Origin of the sequence: Rhodococcus sp. SBT000017 (genome assembly GCF_003688915.1) — a bacterium.
In the GTDB taxonomy this organism is placed as follows: domain Bacteria; phylum Actinomycetota; class Actinomycetes; order Mycobacteriales; family Mycobacteriaceae; genus Rhodococcoides.
Window position 1 is genome coordinate 833,031 of sequence record NZ_REFU01000002.1, and the last position, 21,767, is coordinate 854,797.

General features: G+C 63.4%; 25 protein-coding genes. 10 read left to right on the forward strand and 15 right to left on the reverse strand.

Going from position 1 to position 21,767, the window contains the following annotated elements:
• Nucleotide 1 precedes the first annotated feature (1 nt).
• The 3 genes from AYK61_RS25155 to AYK61_RS25165 form a co-directional block, all read right to left on the reverse strand.
• On the reverse strand, nucleotides 2-328 hold the full coding sequence (locus AYK61_RS25155; RefSeq protein WP_128645149.1) for a hypothetical protein: 327 nt from the start codon (nucleotides 326-328) through the stop codon (nucleotides 2-4).
• A gap of 332 nt (nucleotides 329-660) precedes the next feature.
• Nucleotides 661-1,179, reverse strand: coding sequence for a hypothetical protein (locus tag AYK61_RS25160; protein WP_121873513.1), 519 nt, complete (start codon nucleotides 1,177-1,179; stop codon nucleotides 661-663).
• Entirely contained in the window at nucleotides 1,176-1,379 is a 204-nt protein-coding gene (locus tag AYK61_RS25165) for a helix-turn-helix transcriptional regulator (RefSeq protein WP_121873514.1), read from the reverse strand. The genes AYK61_RS25160 and AYK61_RS25165 overlap by 4 nt, the downstream gene beginning before the upstream one ends.
• Before the next feature lie 181 nt (nucleotides 1,380-1,560).
• On the opposite strand from AYK61_RS25165, the gene urtA reads away from it, so the two are divergent.
• From urtA to AYK61_RS25195, 6 genes are all read left to right on the forward strand, one after another.
• Nucleotides 1,561-2,838: an urea ABC transporter substrate-binding protein gene (gene urtA, locus AYK61_RS25170; RefSeq protein WP_121873515.1), complete on the forward strand. Its 1,278-nt coding sequence runs from the start codon at nucleotides 1,561-1,563 to the stop codon at nucleotides 2,836-2,838.
• Between the two features lie 89 nt (nucleotides 2,839-2,927).
• Complete coding sequence (gene urtB / locus AYK61_RS25175) at nucleotides 2,928-3,812, forward strand: urea ABC transporter permease subunit UrtB (RefSeq protein ID WP_121873516.1); 885 nt, start codon at nucleotides 2,928-2,930, stop codon at nucleotides 3,810-3,812.
• Nucleotides 3,809-4,900 (forward strand): urea ABC transporter permease subunit UrtC, encoded by a 1,092-nt coding sequence (urtC, locus tag AYK61_RS25180; protein ID WP_121873517.1) that lies wholly within the window; start codon nucleotides 3,809-3,811, stop codon nucleotides 4,898-4,900. The genes urtB and urtC overlap by 4 nt, the downstream gene beginning before the upstream one ends.
• Nucleotides 4,897-5,727 (forward strand): urea ABC transporter ATP-binding protein UrtD, encoded by an 831-nt coding sequence (gene urtD / locus AYK61_RS25185; protein WP_121873518.1) that lies wholly within the window; start codon nucleotides 4,897-4,899, stop codon nucleotides 5,725-5,727. The genes urtC and urtD overlap by 4 nt, the downstream gene beginning before the upstream one ends.
• Nucleotides 5,720-6,412, forward strand: coding sequence for an urea ABC transporter ATP-binding subunit UrtE (gene urtE, locus AYK61_RS25190; protein ID WP_094613983.1), 693 nt, complete (start codon nucleotides 5,720-5,722; stop codon nucleotides 6,410-6,412). The genes urtD and urtE overlap by 8 nt, the downstream gene beginning before the upstream one ends.
• An 11-nt stretch (nucleotides 6,413-6,423) precedes the next feature.
• Entirely contained in the window at nucleotides 6,424-7,092 is a 669-nt protein-coding gene (locus AYK61_RS25195) for a GntR family transcriptional regulator (RefSeq protein ID WP_121873519.1), read from the forward strand.
• A 6-nt stretch (nucleotides 7,093-7,098) separates the two neighbouring features.
• Here the strand turns inward: AYK61_RS25195 and AYK61_RS25200 are convergent, their stop codons facing one another.
• Nucleotides 7,099-7,965, reverse strand: coding sequence for an iron-siderophore ABC transporter substrate-binding protein (locus AYK61_RS25200; protein WP_259468281.1), 867 nt, complete (start codon nucleotides 7,963-7,965; stop codon nucleotides 7,099-7,101).
• A 148-nt stretch (nucleotides 7,966-8,113) separates the two neighbouring features.
• Here AYK61_RS25200 and AYK61_RS25205 point away from each other — a divergent pair, with 148 nt between their 5' ends.
• Both AYK61_RS25205 and AYK61_RS25210 read left to right on the forward strand, forming a co-directional pair.
• Complete coding sequence (locus AYK61_RS25205; RefSeq protein ID WP_121873642.1) at nucleotides 8,114-8,674, forward strand: carboxymuconolactone decarboxylase family protein; 561 nt, start codon at nucleotides 8,114-8,116, stop codon at nucleotides 8,672-8,674.
• Nucleotides 8,671-9,435, forward strand: coding sequence for a class I SAM-dependent methyltransferase (locus AYK61_RS25210; RefSeq protein ID WP_259468282.1), 765 nt, complete (start codon nucleotides 8,671-8,673; stop codon nucleotides 9,433-9,435). Before AYK61_RS25205 ends, AYK61_RS25210 begins: the two co-directional genes overlap by 4 nt.
• Before the next feature lie 15 nt (nucleotides 9,436-9,450).
• On the opposite strand, the gene AYK61_RS25215 is transcribed toward AYK61_RS25210, so the two are convergent.
• The 3 genes from AYK61_RS25215 to AYK61_RS25225 are packed head-to-tail and all read right to left on the reverse strand — an operon-like array spanning nucleotide 9,451 to nucleotide 12,130.
• A complete protein-coding gene (locus tag AYK61_RS25215; RefSeq protein ID WP_121873521.1) occupies nucleotides 9,451-10,311 on the reverse strand; it encodes an SDR family oxidoreductase in 861 nt (286 codons plus the stop codon).
• On the reverse strand, nucleotides 10,308-11,183 hold the full coding sequence (locus AYK61_RS25220) for a diiron oxygenase (RefSeq protein WP_121873522.1): 876 nt from the start codon (nucleotides 11,181-11,183) through the stop codon (nucleotides 10,308-10,310). The genes AYK61_RS25215 and AYK61_RS25220 overlap by 4 nt, the downstream gene beginning before the upstream one ends.
• Complete coding sequence (locus AYK61_RS25225) at nucleotides 11,180-12,130, reverse strand: diiron oxygenase (protein ID WP_121873644.1); 951 nt, start codon at nucleotides 12,128-12,130, stop codon at nucleotides 11,180-11,182. The genes AYK61_RS25220 and AYK61_RS25225 overlap by 4 nt, the downstream gene beginning before the upstream one ends.
• Nucleotides 12,131-12,315: 185 nt before the next feature.
• On the opposite strand from AYK61_RS25225, the gene AYK61_RS25230 reads away from it, so the two are divergent.
• A complete protein-coding gene (locus AYK61_RS25230; RefSeq protein WP_259468284.1) occupies nucleotides 12,316-13,056 on the forward strand; it encodes a TetR/AcrR family transcriptional regulator in 741 nt (246 codons plus the stop codon).
• The gene (locus tag AYK61_RS25235; RefSeq protein ID WP_147458404.1) at nucleotides 13,049-14,158 is read left to right on the forward strand and encodes a DUF4873 domain-containing protein; all 1,110 of its coding nucleotides are present in this window, start codon (nucleotides 13,049-13,051) and stop codon (nucleotides 14,156-14,158) included. The genes AYK61_RS25230 and AYK61_RS25235 overlap by 8 nt, the downstream gene beginning before the upstream one ends.
• Nucleotides 14,159-14,165: 7 nt before the next feature.
• Here AYK61_RS25235 and AYK61_RS25240 read toward each other — a convergent pair whose 3' ends face one another.
• Genes AYK61_RS25240 through AYK61_RS25275 form a run of 8 tightly spaced genes read right to left on the reverse strand, consistent with a single transcriptional unit; the run spans nucleotide 14,166 to nucleotide 21,766 of the window.
• The gene (locus AYK61_RS25240; protein WP_121873524.1) at nucleotides 14,166-14,738 is read right to left on the reverse strand and encodes a hypothetical protein; all 573 of its coding nucleotides are present in this window, start codon (nucleotides 14,736-14,738) and stop codon (nucleotides 14,166-14,168) included.
• A 17-nt stretch (nucleotides 14,739-14,755) separates the two neighbouring features.
• A complete protein-coding gene (locus AYK61_RS25245) occupies nucleotides 14,756-15,700 on the reverse strand; it encodes an MlaD family protein (protein WP_121873525.1) in 945 nt (314 codons plus the stop codon).
• Complete coding sequence (locus AYK61_RS25250) at nucleotides 15,697-16,737, reverse strand: MlaD family protein (protein ID WP_121873526.1); 1,041 nt, start codon at nucleotides 16,735-16,737, stop codon at nucleotides 15,697-15,699. The genes AYK61_RS25245 and AYK61_RS25250 overlap by 4 nt, the downstream gene beginning before the upstream one ends.
• Entirely contained in the window at nucleotides 16,734-17,843 is a 1,110-nt protein-coding gene (locus tag AYK61_RS25255) for an MCE family protein (RefSeq protein WP_147458405.1), read from the reverse strand. Before AYK61_RS25255 ends, AYK61_RS25250 begins: the two co-directional genes overlap by 4 nt.
• On the reverse strand, nucleotides 17,843-18,853 hold the full coding sequence (locus AYK61_RS25260) for an MlaD family protein (protein WP_121873528.1): 1,011 nt from the start codon (nucleotides 18,851-18,853) through the stop codon (nucleotides 17,843-17,845). The genes AYK61_RS25255 and AYK61_RS25260 overlap by 1 nt, the downstream gene beginning before the upstream one ends.
• Nucleotides 18,850-19,857, reverse strand: a complete 1,008-nt coding sequence (locus AYK61_RS25265; protein ID WP_121873529.1) for an MlaD family protein — start codon at nucleotides 19,855-19,857, stop codon at nucleotides 18,850-18,852. The genes AYK61_RS25260 and AYK61_RS25265 overlap by 4 nt, the downstream gene beginning before the upstream one ends.
• Entirely contained in the window at nucleotides 19,854-20,891 is a 1,038-nt protein-coding gene (locus tag AYK61_RS25270) for an MlaD family protein (RefSeq protein WP_121873530.1), read from the reverse strand. The genes AYK61_RS25265 and AYK61_RS25270 overlap by 4 nt, the downstream gene beginning before the upstream one ends.
• Nucleotides 20,892-20,893: 2 nt before the next feature.
• Entirely contained in the window at nucleotides 20,894-21,766 is an 873-nt protein-coding gene (locus AYK61_RS25275) for an ABC transporter permease (RefSeq protein WP_121873531.1), read from the reverse strand.
• Nucleotide 21,767: the final 1 nt, after the last annotated feature.

Below are 21,767 nucleotides of genomic sequence, written 5' to 3' on the forward strand. Positions count from 1 at the left end.
CCTACGAGCTGCGACGAACCTCGAGCTGCTCGCCGACGGCAACGGTGTGCGCTTCGGTCACGCAGTCCAGGCGTCCGTCCAGACGCAGCGAGACGTTGTACTCACCCTGCTTGAGGTTGAACGTGGTGATGGTGATGCTGGTGGCGTTCTCGTCCACGATCACGCGCTGACTCAGCGACAGCATCCCGTTGTGCAGAACTTCGCACATCTGCCCCGGAAGGACATTGTCGACGTGAACCGTAATGGTCTTCGGTCCGCCGAGAGCCTCGATGGTGGGCTGCGGCGTGCTCGATCCGACGAGTCTGAGGTAACTCTTGTCTCTGCGCACGGCCTCGACTTCCCTGTTAGCGTGCTCCACCCGAAAGTGAACGTCCGACGTGGTCTCGTTGGTGCTTCGTGGCGCGATGGAAGACGGATTGGTTTCACACGTCGTCATCGGCCTCGACCCGAGCCTCTCTTTACATCGGGGGCGAAACCGTCCGCGTTACGAACCCGCCTCCGACCAGCCCACCCACAGCCGCAAACATCCAGGGAATCTCGATGTCATCGGTCAGAACATACCTCTCGTACCGCGGATCTGCGAGCGGACTGTTCGAACCGATATCTTTACGTATCCTTACACCCTGTATTACTGAGCGCTGCTGATTCGCGACGCGAGAATCAGTCCGCTTCGTCGAAGCCCTGTAGTTCGGCCTTCTCCGCGGCGAGCTCGGCTTCTCGCTGCCGGCGCTGATGCATCTTGACTCCGACGATCGCCGCGGCGAAACCGAGCGCCGCGCCGCCGGCCGCCCCGATCCACAGGCTCCCGAGATCGCCGCCGCCGTAGTGGGCAAGTAGGCGAATCATCGCTCCCCCGCCGCTGAGAACCAACAGCACAGCGGCGAGCCCTATGCGTACGCGTCGCAGCTCCTGCGAGGTGTACATGTCGATCCCCCGAGCGCGGGAATACGCCAGCACAACGAAGGAAACGGTGATCAGCGCAAGATAGATGCCCAGAGCCACCCACGCCCCGGTGACGCCGGTAAAGGGCAAGACCGAACCCGCGATCAATCCGATCCACAGCAGCGACTGGAATCCGACGGCCGAGGCCTCGTTCCAGGCGTCGCGTTGGAGTTCGTCTGCGTAGAACTCGTCGTCGAGGTCGCCGACGAATCGGGCTGCTCTGACGAATGCGCTCATGATTTTTCCTCTCCGAACAGTGTCTCCACTGTCGTATCGAGTGCGCGGGCCAATCGCAGCGCCAGGTAGACGCTCGGCGCATAGTCGCCGCCTTCGACGGAGACGATGCTCTGACGGCTCACCCCGCAGATGCTGCCGAGTTCGGCCTGAGTGATGCGTGCCAGTTTGCGATGTGCGCGAACGTTGTTCGTTCCGGACATACGCGAAAGTCAACTCTGCTTGTCATTTTTTGTCAAGCTTGCTTGTCATTTCGACGCTTTAACGTCCGCGTAACGCGGGAAACAGACTCGTCACCGCAGAAAATACCAACGCAATACTCGCCCTTTACTGTTCGCAATCGCGAATACAACTCCGTATACAAAACTTCCGAAAGGCCCGTAGATGCCTGCTGTCTCGAAGCGCATGTCCGTCAAGCGCGTCATGGTCGTTCCCGCAGCGCTGGCTGCATTGAGCCTGGTCGCCACCGCGTGCGGAAGTAAGGCGAGCGACACCACCTCCGCCGATGGCGGCGGCGGTTCTGCCACCTCGTGTGTCGACACCTCCGGTGACACCATCAAGGTCGGCTCGCTCAACTCCCTGTCCGGCACCATGGCGATCAGCGAAGTGACGGTTCGCGATTCGATCGCACTGGCCGTCGAGGAGATCAACGCATCCGGTGGCGTCAAAGGCAAGCAGATCGAGATCGTCGCCGAGGACGGCGCGTCCGAGCCGACGGTGTTCGCCGAAAAGGCCGAGAAGCTGATCAGCAGTGACTGTGTCGCAGCCGTTTTCGGCGGCTGGACCTCGTCGAGCCGCAAGGCGATGCTGCCGGTGTTCGAGGACAACGACGCTCTCCTCTACTACCCGGTTCAGTACGAGGGCCTCGAGGCGTCGAAGAACATTTTCTACACCGGTGCCACCACCAACCAGCAGATCATCCCGGCCCTGGACTACCTCAAGGAACAGGGCGTCACGTCCCTCTACCTGGTGGGCAGCGACTACGTGTTCCCACAGACGGCCAACCGCGAGATCAAGGCCTACGCCGCGGCGAACGGTATCGAGATCGTCGGCGAGGATTACACCCCGCTCGGCTCCACCGACTTCTCCACCATCGTCAACAAGGTTCGTACCGCGGATGCCGACGCCGTGTTCAACACCCTCAACGGTGATTCGAACGTCGCATTCTTCCGCGAGTACACCAATGCCGGACTCAAAGCCGCGGATATGCCTGTTCTTTCGGTGTCCATCGCCGAGGAAGAGGTCGCCGGCATCGGCGCTCAGAACATCGCAGGCCAGCTGACCTCCTGGAACTACTACCAGACGGTCGACTCCCCCGAGAACACCAAGTTCGTCGCCGACTACAAGGCCAAGTACGGTGCCGACAAGCCCACCTCGGACCCGATGGAAGCCGCCTACACCTCGGTGTACCTGTGGAAGAACACCGTCGAGAAGGCCGATTCCTTTGCGGTAGCAGACATTCAGGCCGCCGCCGACGGCGTCAGCTTCGCTGCTCCCGAGGGCGAGGTCGTCATCAACGGCGACAATCACCACATCTCCAAGACCGCACGCATCGGTGAGATCCGCGCCGACGGACTGATCTACACCGTCTCCGAGTCGCCGGAACCCATCGAGCCCGATCCGTTCCTGGAGACCTACGACTGGGCCGCCGACCTCAACTGACCAAGAGTGCCTGCGGCAGTGGTGCGGTTAGGTGCCCCCTGGGGCGCTCAACCGCACCACTGCCGCAGGCACCATAGAAGGAGCCCTCCATGGACGTCGTGATCGGACAGTTGTTCACCGGCCTGTCGATCGGATCCATTCTTCTCCTCGCCGCCCTCGGGCTGTCCCTGACTTTCGGTCAGATGGGCGTCATCAACATGGCGCACGGCGAGTTCATCATGGCCGGTTCGTACACGGCCTACGTGGTGCAGCAGATCGTCTCCACCGGCGGCGCATCACTGTTCATCTCTCTGATCGTCGGCTTCCTCGTCGGCGGTGCCATGGGAGTGTTGTTGGAGGTCACGCTGATTCAGCGCATGTACCACCGGCCACTCGACACCCTGCTCGTCACGTTCGGCGTCGGGCTCATCCTGCAACAGCTCGCACGCGATGTCTTCGGCGCTCCGGCGGTCAACGTCGTGACGCCGGACTGGCTGCGAGGCGGCGTGGACATCCTCGGTGCCGTGGTTCCCAAGACCAGAATCTTCATCCTCGTGCTCGCAATCGTCGCCGTCGTCGCGCTGTCGGTGGCACTGAAGAAGACCGCGATGGGTCGACGCATCCGCGCGGTGGTGCAGAACCGCGATCTCGCGGAGACCTCGGGTATCTCGAGCCGTAGGACGGACATCTCGACGTTCTTCCTCGGCTCCGGTCTCGCCGGTGTCGCCGGCGTCGCGCTCACCCTGATCGGTTCCACCAGTTCCACTGTGGGACAGAGCTATCTGATCGACGCCTTCCTGGTCGTCGTCGTAGGCGGCCTCGGCCAGATCAAGGGTGCGGTCATCGCGGCCTTCGCTCTCGGAATTCTCAACTCGTTCATCGAGTACAGCACCACGGCGTCGATCGCCAAGGTCATCGTGTTCGTACTCATCGTGATCTTCCTGCAGGCCCGCCCGCAGGGCTTGTTCGCCGTCAAGACAAGGAGCCTGGTATGAGCGAGTTCATCGCCAAGCGCGGCGCTCTACTGGGATTCGCGCTCGCCGCGATTCTGTTGTTCGCCGTCGCTCCGGCCGTCCTCAGCGAGTTCCGGCTGAACCTGCTGGGCAAGTTCATCTGCTACGCCATCGTGGCGGTCGGAATCGGATTGGCCTGGGGGCGTGGCGGAATGCTCACCCTCGGTCAGGGCGTCTTCTTCGGCATCGGTGCCTACATCATGGCCATGCACCTGAAGATCTCCGACGCCGATCTGCGCGGCGACGACGTACCGGACTTCATGTCGATCGCCGGTATTCGCGAACTGCCCTCGTACTGGGTGCCGTTCACCTCGCCGATCACCACCGTCCTGGGCATCCTGTTCGTGCCCGCCCTGGTGGCACTGGTGCTCGGACTCGGCGTGTTCAAGCGTCGGGTCAAGGGCGCGTACTTCGCGATCCTCAGCCAGGCACTCGCGGCCGCGTTCGCCATTCTGCTGATCGGTCAGCAGACCACGGGTGGCTCCAACGGGCTCAACAGGTTTCGCACGTTCTTCGGGTTCAACCTCAACGATCCCGCCAACAAGCAGATGCTCTTCTTCATCGCCGCAGGCGTACTGCTCGTCGTCGTCGCCATCACCCGCCAGCTGATGTACTCACGCTACGGCGAACTGCTCGTGGCAGTGCGCGATCAGGAGGAGCGTGTCCGGTTCCTCGGGTACGACCCCGCCAACGTCAAGATCGTGGCCTATGTGGCAGCGGCGTTCTTCGCGGGTCTCGCAGGCGCACTGTTCGTTCCGATCGTCGGCATCATCTCCCCCAACGACGTGGGCATCGTCCCGTCCATCGCGTTCCTCATCGGTGTCGCGATCGGCGGTCGAACCACGCTGCTCGGCCCGGTCCTCGGCGCGCTCGGCGTCGCCTGGGCTCAGACCACACTGTCCGAGCAGTTCCCGTCCGGCTGGACGTACGCGCAGGGTCTGCTGTTCGTGGTGGTCGTCGGGTTCTTCCCCGCCGGTATCGCGGGACTGTTCGCACTGCGCAAACGCAAGAAGGAATCCGAACCGGTCCCCGAGTCGAGCGAAGAGCCAGAGAAGGAACTGACGCGATGATTCATGTCGAAGGTCCGCATCCCACGTTCGGCGGCAACGCCGGCATGTCGAGTCAGTACCTCGAAGTACGAGACCTGACAGTCAGTTTCGACGGTTTCAAGGCCAACACCAACGTCGATCTGACGCTGATGCAGGGCGATCTCCGCTTCCTCATCGGGCCCAACGGTGCCGGCAAGACCACGCTGATCGATGCCATCACCGGCCTCGTCCCGGCCACCGGCTCGGTGACGAAGTCCGGCGTGGAACTGCTCGGCAAGAAGGTACATCAAATCGCCCGCCTCGGCATCGGGCGAACCTTCCAGACCGCCAGCATCTTCGAGAATCTGACGGTATTGCAGAACCTGGACATCGCCGCCGGTTCAGGTCGGTCCGTGCTGACGATGCTGCGACGTCGAGGATCGGTGCTACCTCAGATCGAGGAGGCCCTCGAGACCATCGGTCTGACGGCCGAGCGCGACAAGCCCGCGGGAATTCTCGCGCACGGTCAGAAGCAGTGGCTCGAGATCGGAATGCTGTTGGTGCAGAACGCCGACGTGCTTCTGCTCGACGAGCCGGTCGCAGGCATGAGTCACGAGGAACGCGAGGAAACCGGGCAGCTGCTGCAGCGGATCGGCGGTGAGCGGACGGTGGTGGTGGTCGAGCACGACATGGACTTCATGCGCATGTTCGCCACCTCGGTGACGGTGTTGGCCGCCGGTCGGGTCCTGGCCGAGGGCACGGTGGCCGAGGTGCAGGCAGATCCGAAGGTCCAAGAGGTCTATCTCGGTACCGCCGCTGCGGGCGAGGAACTCGACCAGATTGCAGAAGAAGGAGCCGATCATGCTTGAACTGGTGGATGTGCGTACCGGTTACGGGCGCAGCGAAGTGATTCACGGTGCGTCGCTGACGGTTCCGGCCGACGGTGTCGCGGCGGTGATGGGGCACAACGGTGCAGGCAAGACCACTCTGCTGCGAGCAGCGGTCGGACTGCTCAAGGTCAACTCCGGCAAGGTCATGTTCGACGGCGAGGACGTGAGCGCGTTGCGTCCCAGCGCCCGCGTCGCCCGCGGACTCGCCTACGTGCCGCAGGGTCAGCAGTCGTTCGGCCAGTTGACCACGGCCGAGAATCTGCAGGTAGTCGCCGACGGTCGCAAGCGCGGCAAAGCGCTCGTCGACGAGGCACTCGATCTGTTTCCGGCGTTGAAGGAATTGCTCGGTCGCCGAGCGGGACTGCTCTCGGGTGGTCAACGCCAGCAGCTCGCGATCGCGCGGGCACTGATCACCGAACCGCGGATGTTGATCCTGGACGAGCCGACCGAGGGCATCCAGCCGTCGGTCGTCGCCGAGATCGAACGCACCGTCATCGAACTCACTCGGCGCGGAGGACTGGGAGTGTTGTTGGTGGAGCAGCACATCGGCTTCGCCCTCGAGTCGGCGCAGAACTACTACATCCTCGAGGCCGGCCGCATCACGTCCACCGGCGTGGGCGGAACCGAGTCCGAGGCGGACGTCCGCGCAGCCATGGCAATCTGACCGGACACATCGTGCCGCGCAAGGACCTTCGCGAGAAGGTCTATTCGTCACTGCGCCGGGATCTGGTCTCCGGCGCCATCAGCTCCACGGAACGGCTCGGCGAGGAGCGTCTCGCCGAGCTGTACGGTGTCTCGCGCACTCCGGTGCGCGAGGCACTGGCGCGGCTGCAGGCCGACGGCCTCGTCACCCGCGACGAGGCCGGGCTGCACGCATATCGCCCCCGGATCGGCGACCTGCCCGACCTGTACGAGCTGCGCTCCACTCTCGAAGCCCGCGGCATCACTCGATCGATGTCGCACCCGGTCGATCGGTCGTCGCTGTCGAACCTGTTGGACACCTGGATCGGTTTGCGTGCCGACCCGCCCGGGACCACCGACGATCTGGTGTCCTTGGACGAGAACTTCCACGTCACCTTGTTGGCTGCCTCGGGTAATCCGGCCCTGACCGAGGCGCTGTGCACCGTCAACGCCAAGGTGCGTCCGGTCCGGATACTCGGCGGACTCGACGCCGCAGCCGTCGTCTCGGCCATCGATCAGCACATCGACATCGTCGAGCGCGTTCTCGCCGGGGCGCTGGACTCGGCATTGGAACTGCTGCTGGCACACATCGATTCCTCCCGGGACCGCGTGGTCGAGCGGGCCGAGCAGGCTGCTGCGCTGGCGGGCGCGGTCCGGATGTGAGTCGGTTTACTCCGAGAGAATCCGATCGATGTCGTCGAGCACGGTCTGCCCGCCCATGGGCCCGACGCCGGTGATCCAGTACGACAGGTCCACCGCGTGCGGATTCGGTAGTACCGACGCGTTGGCGGTGATCGACGCCGGAATCGCTGCGGGGTCCGATGGGTCAGAGGCGGTGACGACGATCAGATCAGCGGCCGCCTCGGCCGCCAGCTCGGGCGAGAGGTCGACCGAGATCTCGTCGGCCCATTCCGGCCTCGGCGGGGTGGTGAAGCCTGCGCACTCGAGGGTGCTTCCGGCGAACGACGTCGGCCCGTACAGTGTCAGTTCGCCGGCGCGGGGGCGAATCAACTGTGCGGTCTTTCCAGCGGTGTCGTGCTTCTCGGCGATCTCGGCACACCGATTTTCGTAGGCGGTGAGCAGGTCCTCCGCCTTCGCCTCCTTGCCGAGAATGCGCCCGACGAACTGGACACTGTCGCGCCACGGATCGGACTGGGAGGCGATGAACACAGTCGGCGCAAGGGCGGCGAGTTGGTCGTAGTACTCGGCGTGCCGAGTCTCCGTTCCCAGGATGAGATCTGGTTGCAGGGCCGCGATGTCCTCGATGGTCGGTTCGGCAACCGTACCGACGGTCGCGATGTCCGCGGCCTCCGTCCCGAGGTACCCCGGCACGCCACTGGCCTCGCTGAGCACTGCGGTGCCGACGGGCACGACGCCGAGGGCGACTGTGGTGTCCAGCTCGACCGGCTCGAGGGTGACGATGCGCAGCGGGGTCTCGGGAACGTCGACCGTTCCCCGGACGGTCTCGATCGATCGCGTCGCGCTGCCTGCACTGTCGGAGGTTGCGTCGGTGGACGAACACGCCGTCGCAGCCACACCGAGGGCGGCGATGGTGAGCGCGAGGGCCGAAATGCGGGCATGGGACTTCGTAAAGGGTCCTCCGAGGGAAAGTTGTGCAGAATCATAAAGAGGGTAGCCTATCCTTCCACTTCCCGGTGACGCCAGGCCGGGCAGTCGGTACGGTGTGGCTGTGACCACACCACGCATTCCGTCCGGTACCGCCAAAACCCTCGGGCCCATCAACTGGGTCATCTGCAAGGTGATCGCCAAAGGTGCTGGGGTGCCCAATCCTCACTTGTTCACCACCCTCGGGCGCACCGGTGGGCTGTATCGGGCATGGCTGTTCTACAGCGGCCACCTGATGCCCGGCGGGAAGATCTCACGCAAGGAAACCGAAATGGTGATCCTGCGCGTGGCGCACCTGCGCGATTCCGCGTACGAGATGGACCACCACATCCGGCTGGGCAAGCGGGCGGGCATCGACCGGGATCTGCTCGAGCTGATCGAGACCGGACCCGACGCACCGGGACTGTCGACGCGGTATCGGACCATTCTGACCGCGGTCGACGAACTCATCGCCACCAAGATTCTCTTCGACGCGACCTGGGCTCAACTGGCCACCCAGTTCGACGAGCGGCGACTCATCGAGTTCGTCCTGCTGGTCACCCAATACGACGGCCTGGCAACCACTCTCGCGACCCTGCGGGTCGAGCGGGATTACGGCGACCGGCCACCGCGTCCGTGAGCGAGTCAGTCGAGACCGCACTGCGGCGCGCGCTCGAGATGATCGAGCCGACGACGCTGCGCGAGTTGGCGCGCACCGACGGTGGCTACGTCGAACTGCTGCCGGACGTGCCCGCACCGAACCCGTCGCCGGCGAGCATCGCGATGAACAACCGCGTGGTCGCCGCGATCTACGAGAAGCTGTGGCGTCCGTTCGGGGTGTCCATGATGGGCATCGCCGGCATGTCGATGGCGGCCGAGCGCGCCAAAGCCGTCGCCGACCTGAGGTTGAACGGGCCGCAACGAGTGCTCGACGTCGCGTGCGGCCCCGGCAATTTCACCAAGTTCCTGTCCGAGAAACTCACCGGTGACGGTATCGCGATCGGCTTCGACATCTCCGAGGCCATGATCGCCCGCGCAGTGCAGGACAACCGTGGACCACGTGCGGCGTACGTACGCGGAGACGCTGCCCACCTGCCGTATTCGGACGACGCTTTCGACGCCGTATGCTGCTACGCCGCACTGTATCTCGTTCCGAAGCCCATGACAGTGCTGGACGAGTTGATTCGCGTCGTCCGCCCGGGTGGACGCATCGCGATCATGACCAGCTGCGAGCCTCGTCCGGCCCCGCTGGGCACAGTCGTCGGCTTCGGCACCGGCCTGGCGGGCGTGCGGATGTTTCCGAGGAACCTGTTCGTCGACGTGTTCGAGGCGTCGGGACTGACCGAGATTCAGCAGGACGTCCGGGGACTGGCCCAGTTCGTCAGTGCCACGAAACAGTAACGGGCAGAGGCGAACCTACGGGCCGATACTGCTGTTCTTCGCCAGTTTCCTACCGGCCGCCGAGCCGAGCCGGTTGAGCGGGGCGAGCAGGTCCTGGTACCGCGGACCGACGACGCGCGGAATCAGATCGAACACACGGGCATCGGGGCCGATCAGAACACGAGGCCTGTTTCGTTCCACTCCGGCGAGTATCACCTTGGCCGCTCTCGTCGGGGTGGTGAGTGCGATCTGCTGGAAGCGGCGCGAGGCCTCGTCAGGAGCACCGAGATCATCCATTCCGCGAGCGTTGGCCACGATGTTGGTCTTGATCCCACCGGGGTGCACGCACGTGACTCCTACGGGATGGCGAGCGACCTTCATTTCCTGACGCAACGCCTCGGTGAAGCCGCGGACGGCGAACTTCGCCGAGTTGTACGCACTCTGACCGGGGATACCCATCAGGCCGAACACGCTGGAGACATTGACGAGATGACCTTCCCCGGAGTCGATCAACGCCGGCAGAAAAGCTTTGGTGCCGTTGGCAACCCCCCAGAAGTCGATGTTCATGACCCACTCGAAGTCCTCCCAGGTCATGTCCACCACATCTGCGCCCAGTGCGACGCCGGCGTTGTTCGCCACGAAGTTGACGCGTCCGAATTCGCCGATGACGGCGTCGGCATGCGAGTAGACCGCGGCCCGGTCCGATACGTCCAGCTCGTACGGCACCGTGCGCGCTCCGATCTTCTCGCACAGAACCACGGTCTCCCCGAGCCCTTCACCGTCGATGTCGGACAGCGCAAGCTGCGCTCCACGGTTCGCCAGATTCAGCGCGAGGGCTCGGCCGATTCCCGAACCCGCGCCGGATACGACGGCTACCTTGTTCTCGAAATTCTTCATGTGCGCACTTCCGCGTTCTGTTCGTCGGGTCCGACTCCGGTCAGTCTCCACAGCGCCGAGGTGAGGGTGCCGTCGAGCATTCCGGCCGAATCCAGGAAGGCGACGGTGCTCGCGGCGTCCCGACGTCTGATCTCGGATCGACGACGCCGCGACGCGAACGCGCCTCGAGCAGAACTGATGCCGATGGATCGGTACACCTCGAACGACACTCCGAGACGGAGAATCACGTTGGCCAGCAGAGCGAGCAGCACACGGTTGTACGCGCGAGCCATCGCATTCGAGTTGGTCTGCGCAGCAACCACTTCCGATCGCGCGGACGCAAAACGATCGGCGCTCCCGAGCCCATGGATCTTCACGGCCTGTCGAACATGGGGTTCGATACCGGGGTCGGTCACCGCACCGGCCATCGACCGGGCAAAGGTCTCCTCGACCAACAGAATGGACGCGTGCGATGCTGCACCCAGCGGTAGAAAGCCCAACAGCTTGGCGGCCGTGGTCGTGCCCCGCGGCGGCTTGTAGGGCGGAACTTGCGTGGCGCGAACCAGCCGTCCGAAGGTGATCGTGGTCCGCGAACCGCCTGCAACCTCGTCGAGAGCATTGCGCGAATCGGTGCTGTTGAGCCCCTCCTCCGCTACCCGCCTGAGCTGGTTACCGATCAGCATGGCCGACAGATACGACACCGTGCTCCATCTGCTCACTGCCTCGTGCAGAGCCAAGGTACGCCGATCCTGCTCGGCCAACCTGCCCCACAGGCGGGTCCCGTACAACGTCACCGAGTCTCTCGGCAACGCCGACGCCTCACTCTGCCAGGGTGATTCCCAGTCGATGTCGACATACGGATCGTACTGGACCGCCGACGAGCGTGGGCTCATACCAGATCGTCCGGCATGGCGCGGGTCATCTTCCACAGGCGACGGGTCACGACACCGTCGCACATGCCGGCGTCGGCGAAGAATCGGATCATCGGTTCGGAGAAGAACTGCATGTTGGTCTTGTAGGTGGGACTGGCCATGGCGGTGACGATTCCGCGAATGGGGTTGATCCCGACGGATCGGTACACGCGCGGATTGATGAGTGCGATGTACGTGAAGTTGGCGATCGTCGCAAGGATGACGCGGTGGACCGCACGATTGACTCGATTGGTCGATTGCATCGCGCGCACCATTTCTTCACGGGCGTAGGTGATGTGACGCGACTCCTCGATCACGTGGATGCGCATCATCTGGCGCAGGTGTGGCTGCATTTCGGGATCGTTCTGCGCTTCTCGCTGCGCCCGATCGAGGACCTCCTCGATGAGAAGAGTCCCGCCGTACGTGGCCGGTCCGAGAGGGAGAAACTGACCGAGCTTCGCAACGACGAGACCCACTCTGGGCAGGAGGTAGGGCTTCAGGCCCGCCTTCTCGATCAACTTTCCGAACATGATCGAGTGGCGCGATTCCTCGCCGACCTCGGCTATCGAGTACATCGAATGATCGGAGAACGTGCCCTTGCCGAACACCCGAAGCAGATTTGCACTGAGAAACCCCTCGGCGTAGATACCGAACGAGAGAATGCTGACGATCTCGTGTCGCCCCAGTTCACGACGCTGCTCTTCGGAGAGCTTGTCCCACAACTTGGTTCGGTACAGCGAGGTTCGATGTTCGGGCATCCAGCGCATTCCGTCGACCACAGGAGCATCCCAGTCGATGTCGACCTCGCCATCGTAGAACTTGTTGGCAGTCGACTTCAGCAAGCGACTCGCGGTTTTCTCACGAGGCCCGACGGTCCGCGCCCGGGTGGCAGCCAAGTCCTCGGTCGCCAGTGCAGCGCGCCTCGACACCCCCGCGTCACTGCCCCGGTCACCTACAAGTGCACGCTTCACAACCGATCCCCCCCTTGCGATCGACGACTCCCCCGAGACTTCGACTGACCAGAACTCACGGTAGCCAGTACCGGCGGTAGTAGGTACTGTGACAAAGTGTGGTTCACGTCACCGGACGTGTCAACCCCGAGGAGTGTCGAGACGTGTCCCACTGCAAGAAGATCGATGCGCGCACCGAACGCTGGCGAGAGCACCGACTTCACGTGCGGCGAGAGTTGGTCGCGGCCGCACTGATCGCGATCGATGTGCAAGGCCCGAACGTCAGCATGGGCGATATAGCGAAGGTGGCGGGGACGGCCAAGCCCAAGCTGTATCGACACTTTGCCGACCGTTCCGATCTGCATACGTCAATAGTCCAGAACGTCCAGGACATGTTGTGGGACCGGATCATGAACACCGTCGACCTGGTCGAGGATTCCGTCGCCGATCTCATCGATCGCAGCGTCGCCGGTTACGCGGCGGTTGTCGTAGAACATCCCAACCTGTTCCGGTTTCTGGTCCACGGCCACTTCCTGAGTCGCTCCAGCGACCGCACGACTCCACGGCGCACCGCAGGTGACCCAGCGTTGGATTCCACTCGTGCCGCATCCGACATGGTGGCCCGAATATTGGCAGACGCCATACAGGAACCCGCTGTGGACAATTCGACCGTCGAGATGGTGTCCTACTCGACGTTCGGAGCGGTGGCAACCGCAACGGACTGGTGGCTCGGCAGCTCCGACGACCACGAATCCACCATGACCATCGAAGTATTCACCGCGCATCTGGCGGCCATCGTGCGAGGTCTCGTCGAGTCCTCGAGTGCGCTCCTCGGTATCCGCATCGAATCCGACCGACCCATACATCTCGCGTTCGTTCGTGACCAGGAGTGCACCTGTGAGTGATCTATCCGGTAAGCCCGATTTCCGCGGACCGGCAACTCTGACTTTCGAGGCCCCTCCTGCCGAGTTCGAGGTGCAGGTAGATCTGCGCGGACACTCCCAACCCATCGACGGCATCTTCCGCTGGTACGGCCGCGTCCGGCCACACGAGGCACTGCAGAGTTTCATGGCGGCTGCCGGCAGCCGCCGCAAAGGCAGGCTGAGCACCGAAAGCGGTGATGTGCCCGTCCTGGTGAGCGACGTGGACTTCTGGGGCCGATACCGCCTGCAAGGCACCGGGATGCCGCCGTATCCGCTCGTACCCGAGGAAGACCCGGACAGCAAGTCCGACGACGTTGTCGCGCCTTCCCCCGAGGACCAGGCCCTCCACCGCGCCGCAGAGCTACTCGAACCCGAATTTCATACGGCTGCGGTCACCACCGACGGCTATGTGGAGCTGCTGGGCGGTACTCCTGCCCCGTCACCGACGGCTGCGAGTCGAGCCATGAACAACCCTCTGGTGGCCTCGATCTACGAAAAGCTCTGGCGTCCTGCCGGTGTCGCCATGATGGGAGTAGGCGGCATCTCGATGTCCGCCGAACGCGACAAGGCCGTCGAAGACCTACGGCTGTCCGGAGACATGAAGGTACTGGACGTGGCAGCGGGACCGGGAAACTTCACCAGGTACCTCTCCGACCACCTGAGCGGTGATGGCATCACCATCGGGTTCGACATCTCCGAGCAGATGATCAGGCGCGCCGTTCGCGACAACCGCGGCCCCCACGCCGCCTACATGCGCGGTGATGCGCAGTCACTTCCGTTTGCCGACAACACATTCGACGCCGTCTGCTGCTTCGCTGCCCTGTACCTGATACCGAATCCATTGACCGTCGTCGACGAACTCGTCCGGGTTCTCCGGCCGGGCGGTCGAATCGCGATCATGACGAGCTACGGCCGCAACGCCGCTCCGGTCAAATCGGTGCTGGGGGCGGTGTCGGAACGCATCGGGGTCCGCATGTTCGACAAGGATCAGTTCACGTCGATCTTCGCGCAGTGCGGCATGACCGAGATCGAGCAGGAAGTACGCGGTCTCGCCCAGTTCGTCAGCGCCACCAACGCCCACTGACGAAATCTCAGGTCTTGGGTCCGTAGTCGCTGACGATCCACTGCCCGTCCTGATCGGTGACCGTCACCAGCAGAAGGTTGGGCACCTTCCCCGGGTCGGGCTGCTGCACGTTCTGCGTCGTCTGCTGAGCGAACACCGCCACCTTGTACTCACCACCGGACTCGGAATCGATTGCTGCCGAGAGGACCTCGCCGGTCGCCACCACCTGCGACTCGTTCATGATCGCCGTCAGCGCCTCGCGGACCCCGTCGTACCTGTCCTGCAGGGACTGCGACGCCCCCTGGTCGACACCCTGGAAGAAGGCGTCGAGGTTGCGGTAGTCGTAAGTCAACGACCGCGCGGTGTACTCGGTCGCCGTGTTCACCGCCATCTGCCGGTCCTGTTCCTGTTCACGCTCGGCAGCCAGATCGCCTGCTGCAGAATGCCACAGCACGCCGAAGACCACCGCAAGCACCACACCCGGTACTGCCTCAGCGACCACCGGCCACCGAATCCGGTGCCGTCTGGAGCCCTCGGGCACCGTTGCTGCCTTGTCCTCGGGCACTGTTGTTTTCGCCTCGGCTGCGTCTGTCTCGACCATGAGGGGGTTAGCTCCAATCAGTTCGGAATTTCTACGGAAAGTTTCGCCGGTCCGCCGGGAGGAAAGACGGTTTGCAGTACGTCGACGATGGACCCGGCGTCGACCCGCATCGGTTTGATGGGTGCGGTATACGGCTCGAGAAGCGTTGCGATCAAAGCAAGATCGGGAGACAGAGGCGTCAGGTACTGATCGATCTTCGGGGTGATCTGCCCGAGTGGATCGTCCCAGACATCCGCGCCGACGTACGAGTACTCGTTGAAGCCCTCGAGCAAGTTGGCCACCCCGTCGCCCGTCGCGCCGACCCACGGCGCCGCGTCGGTCATGACCGGGCCGTATCCGTACGCATTGCGACCCGCCTGCTGAGCATTGTCGTACAGCCGACGAATTTCGCCGCTCTTGTCTCGCACTGTGGCTGCCAGGAATCGAAATGCCTCCACCAGACGGTCGACGTCGCCGTCACGCCCGTCGACAGCGGCCGATGCGGTCTCCGTCAGGCCTTTCAGTGCATTCGTATCGAGTTGCGAGGCAAGGGCATCGCCCAGGCCCAGTGCCTCACTGACGGTGACCGACGCACGAACCTGCTCACTACCGAGCGAGTCTCCGTCGGTGAGGTACGGACCTCCGGCGCTTAGAGGGCGAAGATCGAGATACTGCTCGCCTGCGGCGGAAAGGTTCGCCACGACCACCTCGGAATCTGCAGGGATGAGATGGTCTGCATCGAGACCGAGAGTGACGTCCAACCCGCCCGGCACCACAGTGATCGATTCGACCCGACCGACCTGGATCCCGCGTGAGGTGACCTGCGAGGTGTCCATCAGTCCGCCGGAGGACTCCATCCGAACCACGACATGGTTCGTCGTTCGAGTCGGATCGATGTCGAGTACACCGACGGTCAGGTATCCGACGCTGACGACCGTCATCACCACGAGTGCGACGAGCGAGAACAGTGTGCCCGGCTTCATCGGACAATTCCTATCCCGCGCAGGATCCCGATCATGTCGTCCGCGCGCGCACTCGGCCCTCCGTCTGCAGACACCGACCGCACTGCGATGTTCGGCGTCGACTCGAAGTACGGGATCAAGCGCTCCCTGAGCAGGGTATTGGCCTTGTCCACGTTCATCGGCACCGACGAGTCGGCATTCGCGATGGTGATCAACGCCGGCGCGATGATGTCCACAGCATCCTTCAGCTCCGGATACGGGCCGGACAGTACGTCCCCGACGTACTGTGACATGTACCCCAGGCTGAAGATCATGTGGACGACGCTGAACAGAACCTCGGACAACCCTCCCGAACGTCTCGGGCCGAGCTCGAGGACACGCTCGACTCCATCACGTTGTGTCACAACAGTATTCGAGATACTCTCCGCGGCACCGAGTATCCGATCGATTTCCCCGGTGTTGTCGCCGATATCGGTGAGCGCGGCCCTCGCTGCGAGGTTGATCTTGTCGACCTCGGCCTGATCGGGAGGAATCGCGGCATTGACGTTGTTCACCGCTTCCTGCAGTTGGACGTAATGGCCGCCGGTCACGATGTTCGACAGTCCGCGCAGCACGTCCTCGACGTTGTCGGCCGGAACAGTTCGTTCCACGGGAATGACGTCACCGTCGCGAAGGTAGGGCCCACCGGAGCCCGATGCCGAGCTCGATCCCGCGCCGGAGGAATCGGCCGGTGGCTGCAGCGAGATGTAGATCTCGCCCAGAATCGACGACTGCCGAAGCTCGGCGACGGTATCGGTGGGTAGCCGAACATCGGCGGACAGGTCCACCGTCGCCACGGCGGTCGAACCCACCAGCTCGACGGTGTCGAGAACGCCCGCGTCGACGCCCTCGACGATGACCTTCGCCTTCTCCGGAAGATTGAGCACGCTCGCGAATTCGATTCGCAGAGAATACTTGTCGCCGGCGACATAACTACCGGGTATCGGAAGGTCGGCCGGATCGATGCTGCACGCCGACAGCAACGCAACACAGCACAGGCCGGTGAGCGCGCGCCTCATCGCCAACCCGCCGAACCGAGGATCAGCTGCACCAATCCGACATCGATGACGTCGCCTCGTTGCTGGTCCGCCGAGCACGTCGGCCTGTACTTGTTGAGCAGAGCGCAGACCTCGTTGGGAGAGTTGGTATCGATCTCGAATTGCGGCGGGTGATAGATCACGCGCCCGCTCTTGGAATCGTTGTCGTACATCGTCATCAAGTTCTCGCCTATGGTCGGCACCTGTTCGAGGATGTCCTTGATATCGCCCACCCGCCCGAGCAGTACATCGACCACCGGCACCACCTGGTCGAGAAATCCGTAGACCTTGTCGTCGTACTTCGCGACGTTGCGCGCCAGTGGCGGAATGAACTCGGTGGTCAAAGCGACTGTGGTCCCGAAGGCTTGGGTGAACTCCGACAGCGTGATCATTCCCCGCTTCAGATTGTCGAGCAGCTTCGCCACCTCGGGCCAGCTCACCACGAACGTGTCGATCAGACCGTCGAGGTTGTCGATCAGTCGACGCACGGTGGTATCCCGGTCGGCCGGATCGCCGACCAGCTGGGCCAATTGTCGAAGACTCTCATTGAGCTGGGTGCCGGAGCCACGTAGCGAACCGTCGACCGACCGCAATGTGTCACCCAGGATCTGCTCGTGATTGCCCTCGGCGTCCGCCGGACCGAGCAGGTCCAACGCCAGCCCCGACACGGCGTCGAGCGTGTCACTGATCCCCAGCGGTGTTCTGGTGCGTTCCAACGGAATACAGCTCGACCGATCGAACTCCGGGCCGTCGATGTACGGCTGCGTGAATTCCACATGGCGGTCGGTGACGATCGAACTCGACAGTGTCACGGCCCCCACCCCGGCGGGCAGCCGGAGGCCACCGTCGACATCCATCGTGACCAGCACCGCGGTGTCGGTGTTCTCGATGTTCGTCACCGTTCCGACGACCACGCCGAGCATCATGACCGAATTACCCTCGTACAAACCGACCGTGTCGGTGAACTCGGCACACATCGAGGAAGTGCCCGAGCCGGTGTCGATGACAGCGGTCGCGGACGCGACCGAGCCGACGAGCGTGACGACGACTGCCGCCGCCACGGCGATCCGTACCGATCTGCGGTTCATCAGCACACCCTCCCCGGCAACGGAATACACACGCCGACGCCGACGACCGTGTCCTGTGACCGATCGACGACGGGACCTTCACCACCGCCGATCAGGGCGGACAGGCCGTCCGCGCTTTCCTTCATGGTCGTGATCGCCCCGTCGACATCACCCAGCTGAGCGAACAGCTTCTGCGTGATCTCTTCGAGCTGGACGATCGACGGCTCCAGCCCCTTCTCGAATGCGACCACGGGGCGGTGGAAGAGCTCGAAGAGTCTTCCGAGGAGGTCGAAGGCACTGACGACCTCTGCGCGCTTGTCGCCGAATCCTTTGGTCAGGGTGCCGAGCTCACGTACGAGTTCGGTGAGCATGACACGATCGGCGGCCAACGCGCCGACGTACTCGTCGGACACCACGAGCCCGCGTTCGAGTTGGTCGGTGCGGGTGGCGATCACGTCGGTGAGCGAGCTCAGATTGTCCACGATGGCACGCGTCGACTGTGGCTGCGTACCGACTGCCCGGTCCAACTCGGCGACCGTCTGTCGCAACGTCGGACCGTCGATATCGCGGACCAACGGTGTCACCTGTTGGATCGCGTCGGACAGTTCGTAGGGAAGTTCGACCCGTTCCGGTGGGATCGGTGCCGACCCGAGCTCGTCGTCACCGTGCGAGGTGAGCATCACGTAGTGACCCCCGATGGGAGTCAGCAACTTCACTGTCAGGGTCGAGGCATCACCGACGAAAACGTCGGAGTCGACACTGAATTGGACGTCGACATGTGCACCTGCCAGCTGAACCGAGCGCACCGAACCGACCGAGATACCGGCGATCCTGATGTCGTCGCCCGGCTTCACACCGGCCGCGGAGCCGAACTCCGCGGTATACGTCCGCTCGCCGAGCGGGATCGTGTACAGCGCAGCCGCGACGAGAACGAGCACCACGGCGAACGCGACACCGACCGCACCCCAGAACACATGCGTCTTGTTCTCCGACTGCTCGTCGCGAACGCCCTTGCGAACCACGCGTGTCATTTGCACACCACCAAATTTTGTCCGCCGAGCACTATCTGTCCGATGCCCGGAATGTCCTGTCGGCCTTGACTGCAGGAGTAGGTCTGGGCACCCGGATCGGGAATGCTCGCGTTGAGCCCGGTCAGCAGTGACGGGGTGAGCGCGAGCAACTCGGTCACCTGATCGGTCTGCGGCAGTAGCCGTCGCAGTGCTCCGTCGACCGGTGCATAGCTGTTGTCGTACGCATCTTGCAGGCTCTCCAGCAAGCCGACCAGTGGTCCGAGTCCGTAGTTCGCCTGATCCAGCGACGCCAGCACGCCGTCCATCTGGGTGCTCAACCTCGATACCAGACCATGCAGCTCTTCGAGGAGATCGGCGACCGCCGCCGACTGTCCGCCGATCGAGTCCGAGATCTGGCCGAGATTGTCGATCAGCAGTCCGATGATCGACTCTCGCTGAACGGCGAACTGGGTGATGCGATCCACGTCCCGCAGTACCGGAGCGAGTCCGGAACCGTCACCCTGCACCATACGGAGGATGTTCTCGGTGAACTGATTGAGCTGGGCGGTGTCGAGGGTGTCGAAGATCGGTTTGAAACCGTTGAACAGCGTGGAGATGTCGAACGATGGAATCGAGTACTCGAGCGGAATCGTCTCGCCGGACGCCAGCGGAGCACCGGTGGCCGCATCCTTCTGGATCAGCTCGACATATCGCTGCCCCAGGAGATTCTGATAGCGGACAGCAGCCTGTGTGTTGGCGAAGATCGGTCGCCGGCCTTCGATCTCGAATCCGACTCGGGCAATGGCTCCGTCGAGTTCGACCGACGAGACCTTGCCGATCTGCACCCCGGACATGCGCACGTCGTCACCGACGTACAACCCGGACACATCGTCGAACTCCGCGCCGTAGGACGACAACGGTCCGCTGACCGGGGTACGAAGTGCGGCCACGATGATCACGGCACACACCGCGGTCACCGTGAAGAAGGCGAGCAGTTTGACGGCCGGGCCCGCTACCTTCTTCATCGGTTCGCCTCCTCGTGTGCGGCAACGGCTCCGGCCAGATTGGGCATGGTCTCGACGATCAGGTCGAGTTGCAACTGCGGCTTCCCATCCACGACGGGGAAAGCGTCGGAGATGCCGTCGAGCACCTGCGGAACCCGGTTGTAGCTGGGCGCGAACGTGCCGATCGACGCTGTGATGGGCACCAACAGATCCAATACGGTCGACAGCAGCGGCGTCAGGTCCGGATTGTTCTTCTTCAGCAAATCGCCCACCGGAACCAGCAACTGATCGCTGAGGCCGTCGTTGGCCGCGATGGTCCTCGCCCTGTCTGTGGGTGCCTCCACGTAGGCGCTCTTGTCCACCACTCCCACCACCAGATCGAGCAGGGGCGGGATCAGATTGCCGATTCCCTCACCCAGCTCGGCACCACGATGCAGCTTCCAGGCCAACGGATCGATCTGATTGTTCGCCATCATCTGTGCGGTGTCGAAGAACGGCTTCAGACTTCGGCTCACCTCGACCGACGTGTTCGCCAAGAGATCCAGCAGGTTCTGTACTTGCTCGGTGTCGAGAACCTCGGTGAGGTCGGCGACTCGGCGGAACACTCCGGTCACCGTTGCGCCCCGCAGGTCTCCCGACACTTCGAGAGTCGAGTTGTCGGCGAGTCGATTGCCCGTCCCATCCGATAGCAATTCGATTGCCGTGGAACCGAATACGTTCGAGGACGAGAACTGGGCCTGCATGGTGTCGGTGAGCTCGCCGGCCTGACTCGGATCGATCTCGAGTTCGAGTCTCTGATGGCCGAAGCCGACGGTCTCGATGTGGTCCACGGTGCCGATCGACAGACCACGGAACTTCACCTCCGACCCGGGGGTCAGCCCGTCCCCGACCGACGCCGCATCGAGCGTCAACTCGAAGGGCGACTCGAAGGCCCCGCGCGCATACGCGGTGAGGCCGCAGGCGATTACGGCCACGACCACGGCGACCGCCAGCCCGCGCACACGGAGCGCGGCGGGACCGGCCGATCGCCCCGTCAGATCGTCGAACACTGCCATCTCTACCCCGAAATCCTTATGCCCGAGTCGAATCCCCACAGGACCAACGTCATGATCATGTCCAGAACCACCACCGCAACGAGGCTGGCTCTGATGGCGCGTCCAGACGCGCGGCCGACACCTTCCGGACCGCCCGAGGCGTAGTAACCCTGATAGCCGTGGATCAGGATGATCGTCACGACGAACACCGCGGCTTTCAGCAGCGAGAAGAGAACGTCGAGCGGCTGCAGGAATGCGCTGAAGTAGTGGTCGTAGGTGCCGGAGGACTGTCCGCCGACCACGCGAACCACCACGGCGCACGACAGGTAGCTCAGAATGAGCGTCAGCAGGTAGAGCGGCACGATCGTGACGATTCCCGCGATGACCCGGGTGGTCACGACGAACGGCATCGACTGTATGCCTTGAGCTTCGAGGGCATCGATCTCTTCCGAGATACGCATCGCGCCGATCTCGGCCGTCATCCGGCATCCTGCCTGCGTCGCGAATCCGATCGCCGCGATCATCGGGGCCAGTTCGCGAGTGCTGGCGTACGCCGAGATGAAACCGGTCAACGGCTCCATCCCCACCATGCCGAGGGAATTGAATCCTTCGATTCCGACGGATGCACCCACCGCGACACCCAGCACGACGAGGACCGACACCGTCCCGCCACCGACGATGAGTTTCCCACTGCCCCAGGTGATGTCACTGAGAATGAGCAGCATCTGGCGCCGATAGGAGCGGACGGTATGCGGGATGGCGGTGAGCACCTTGACGCAGAACGTCAGTTGATGACCCAGCATTTCGAGAACGTCGAACGGCTTGCGTCCGAGATACCTGACGCTGCGGGTGAGGTGAGCGGTGCCGTGCACGGTGTAGCGAGAAGGAGTGGCCATC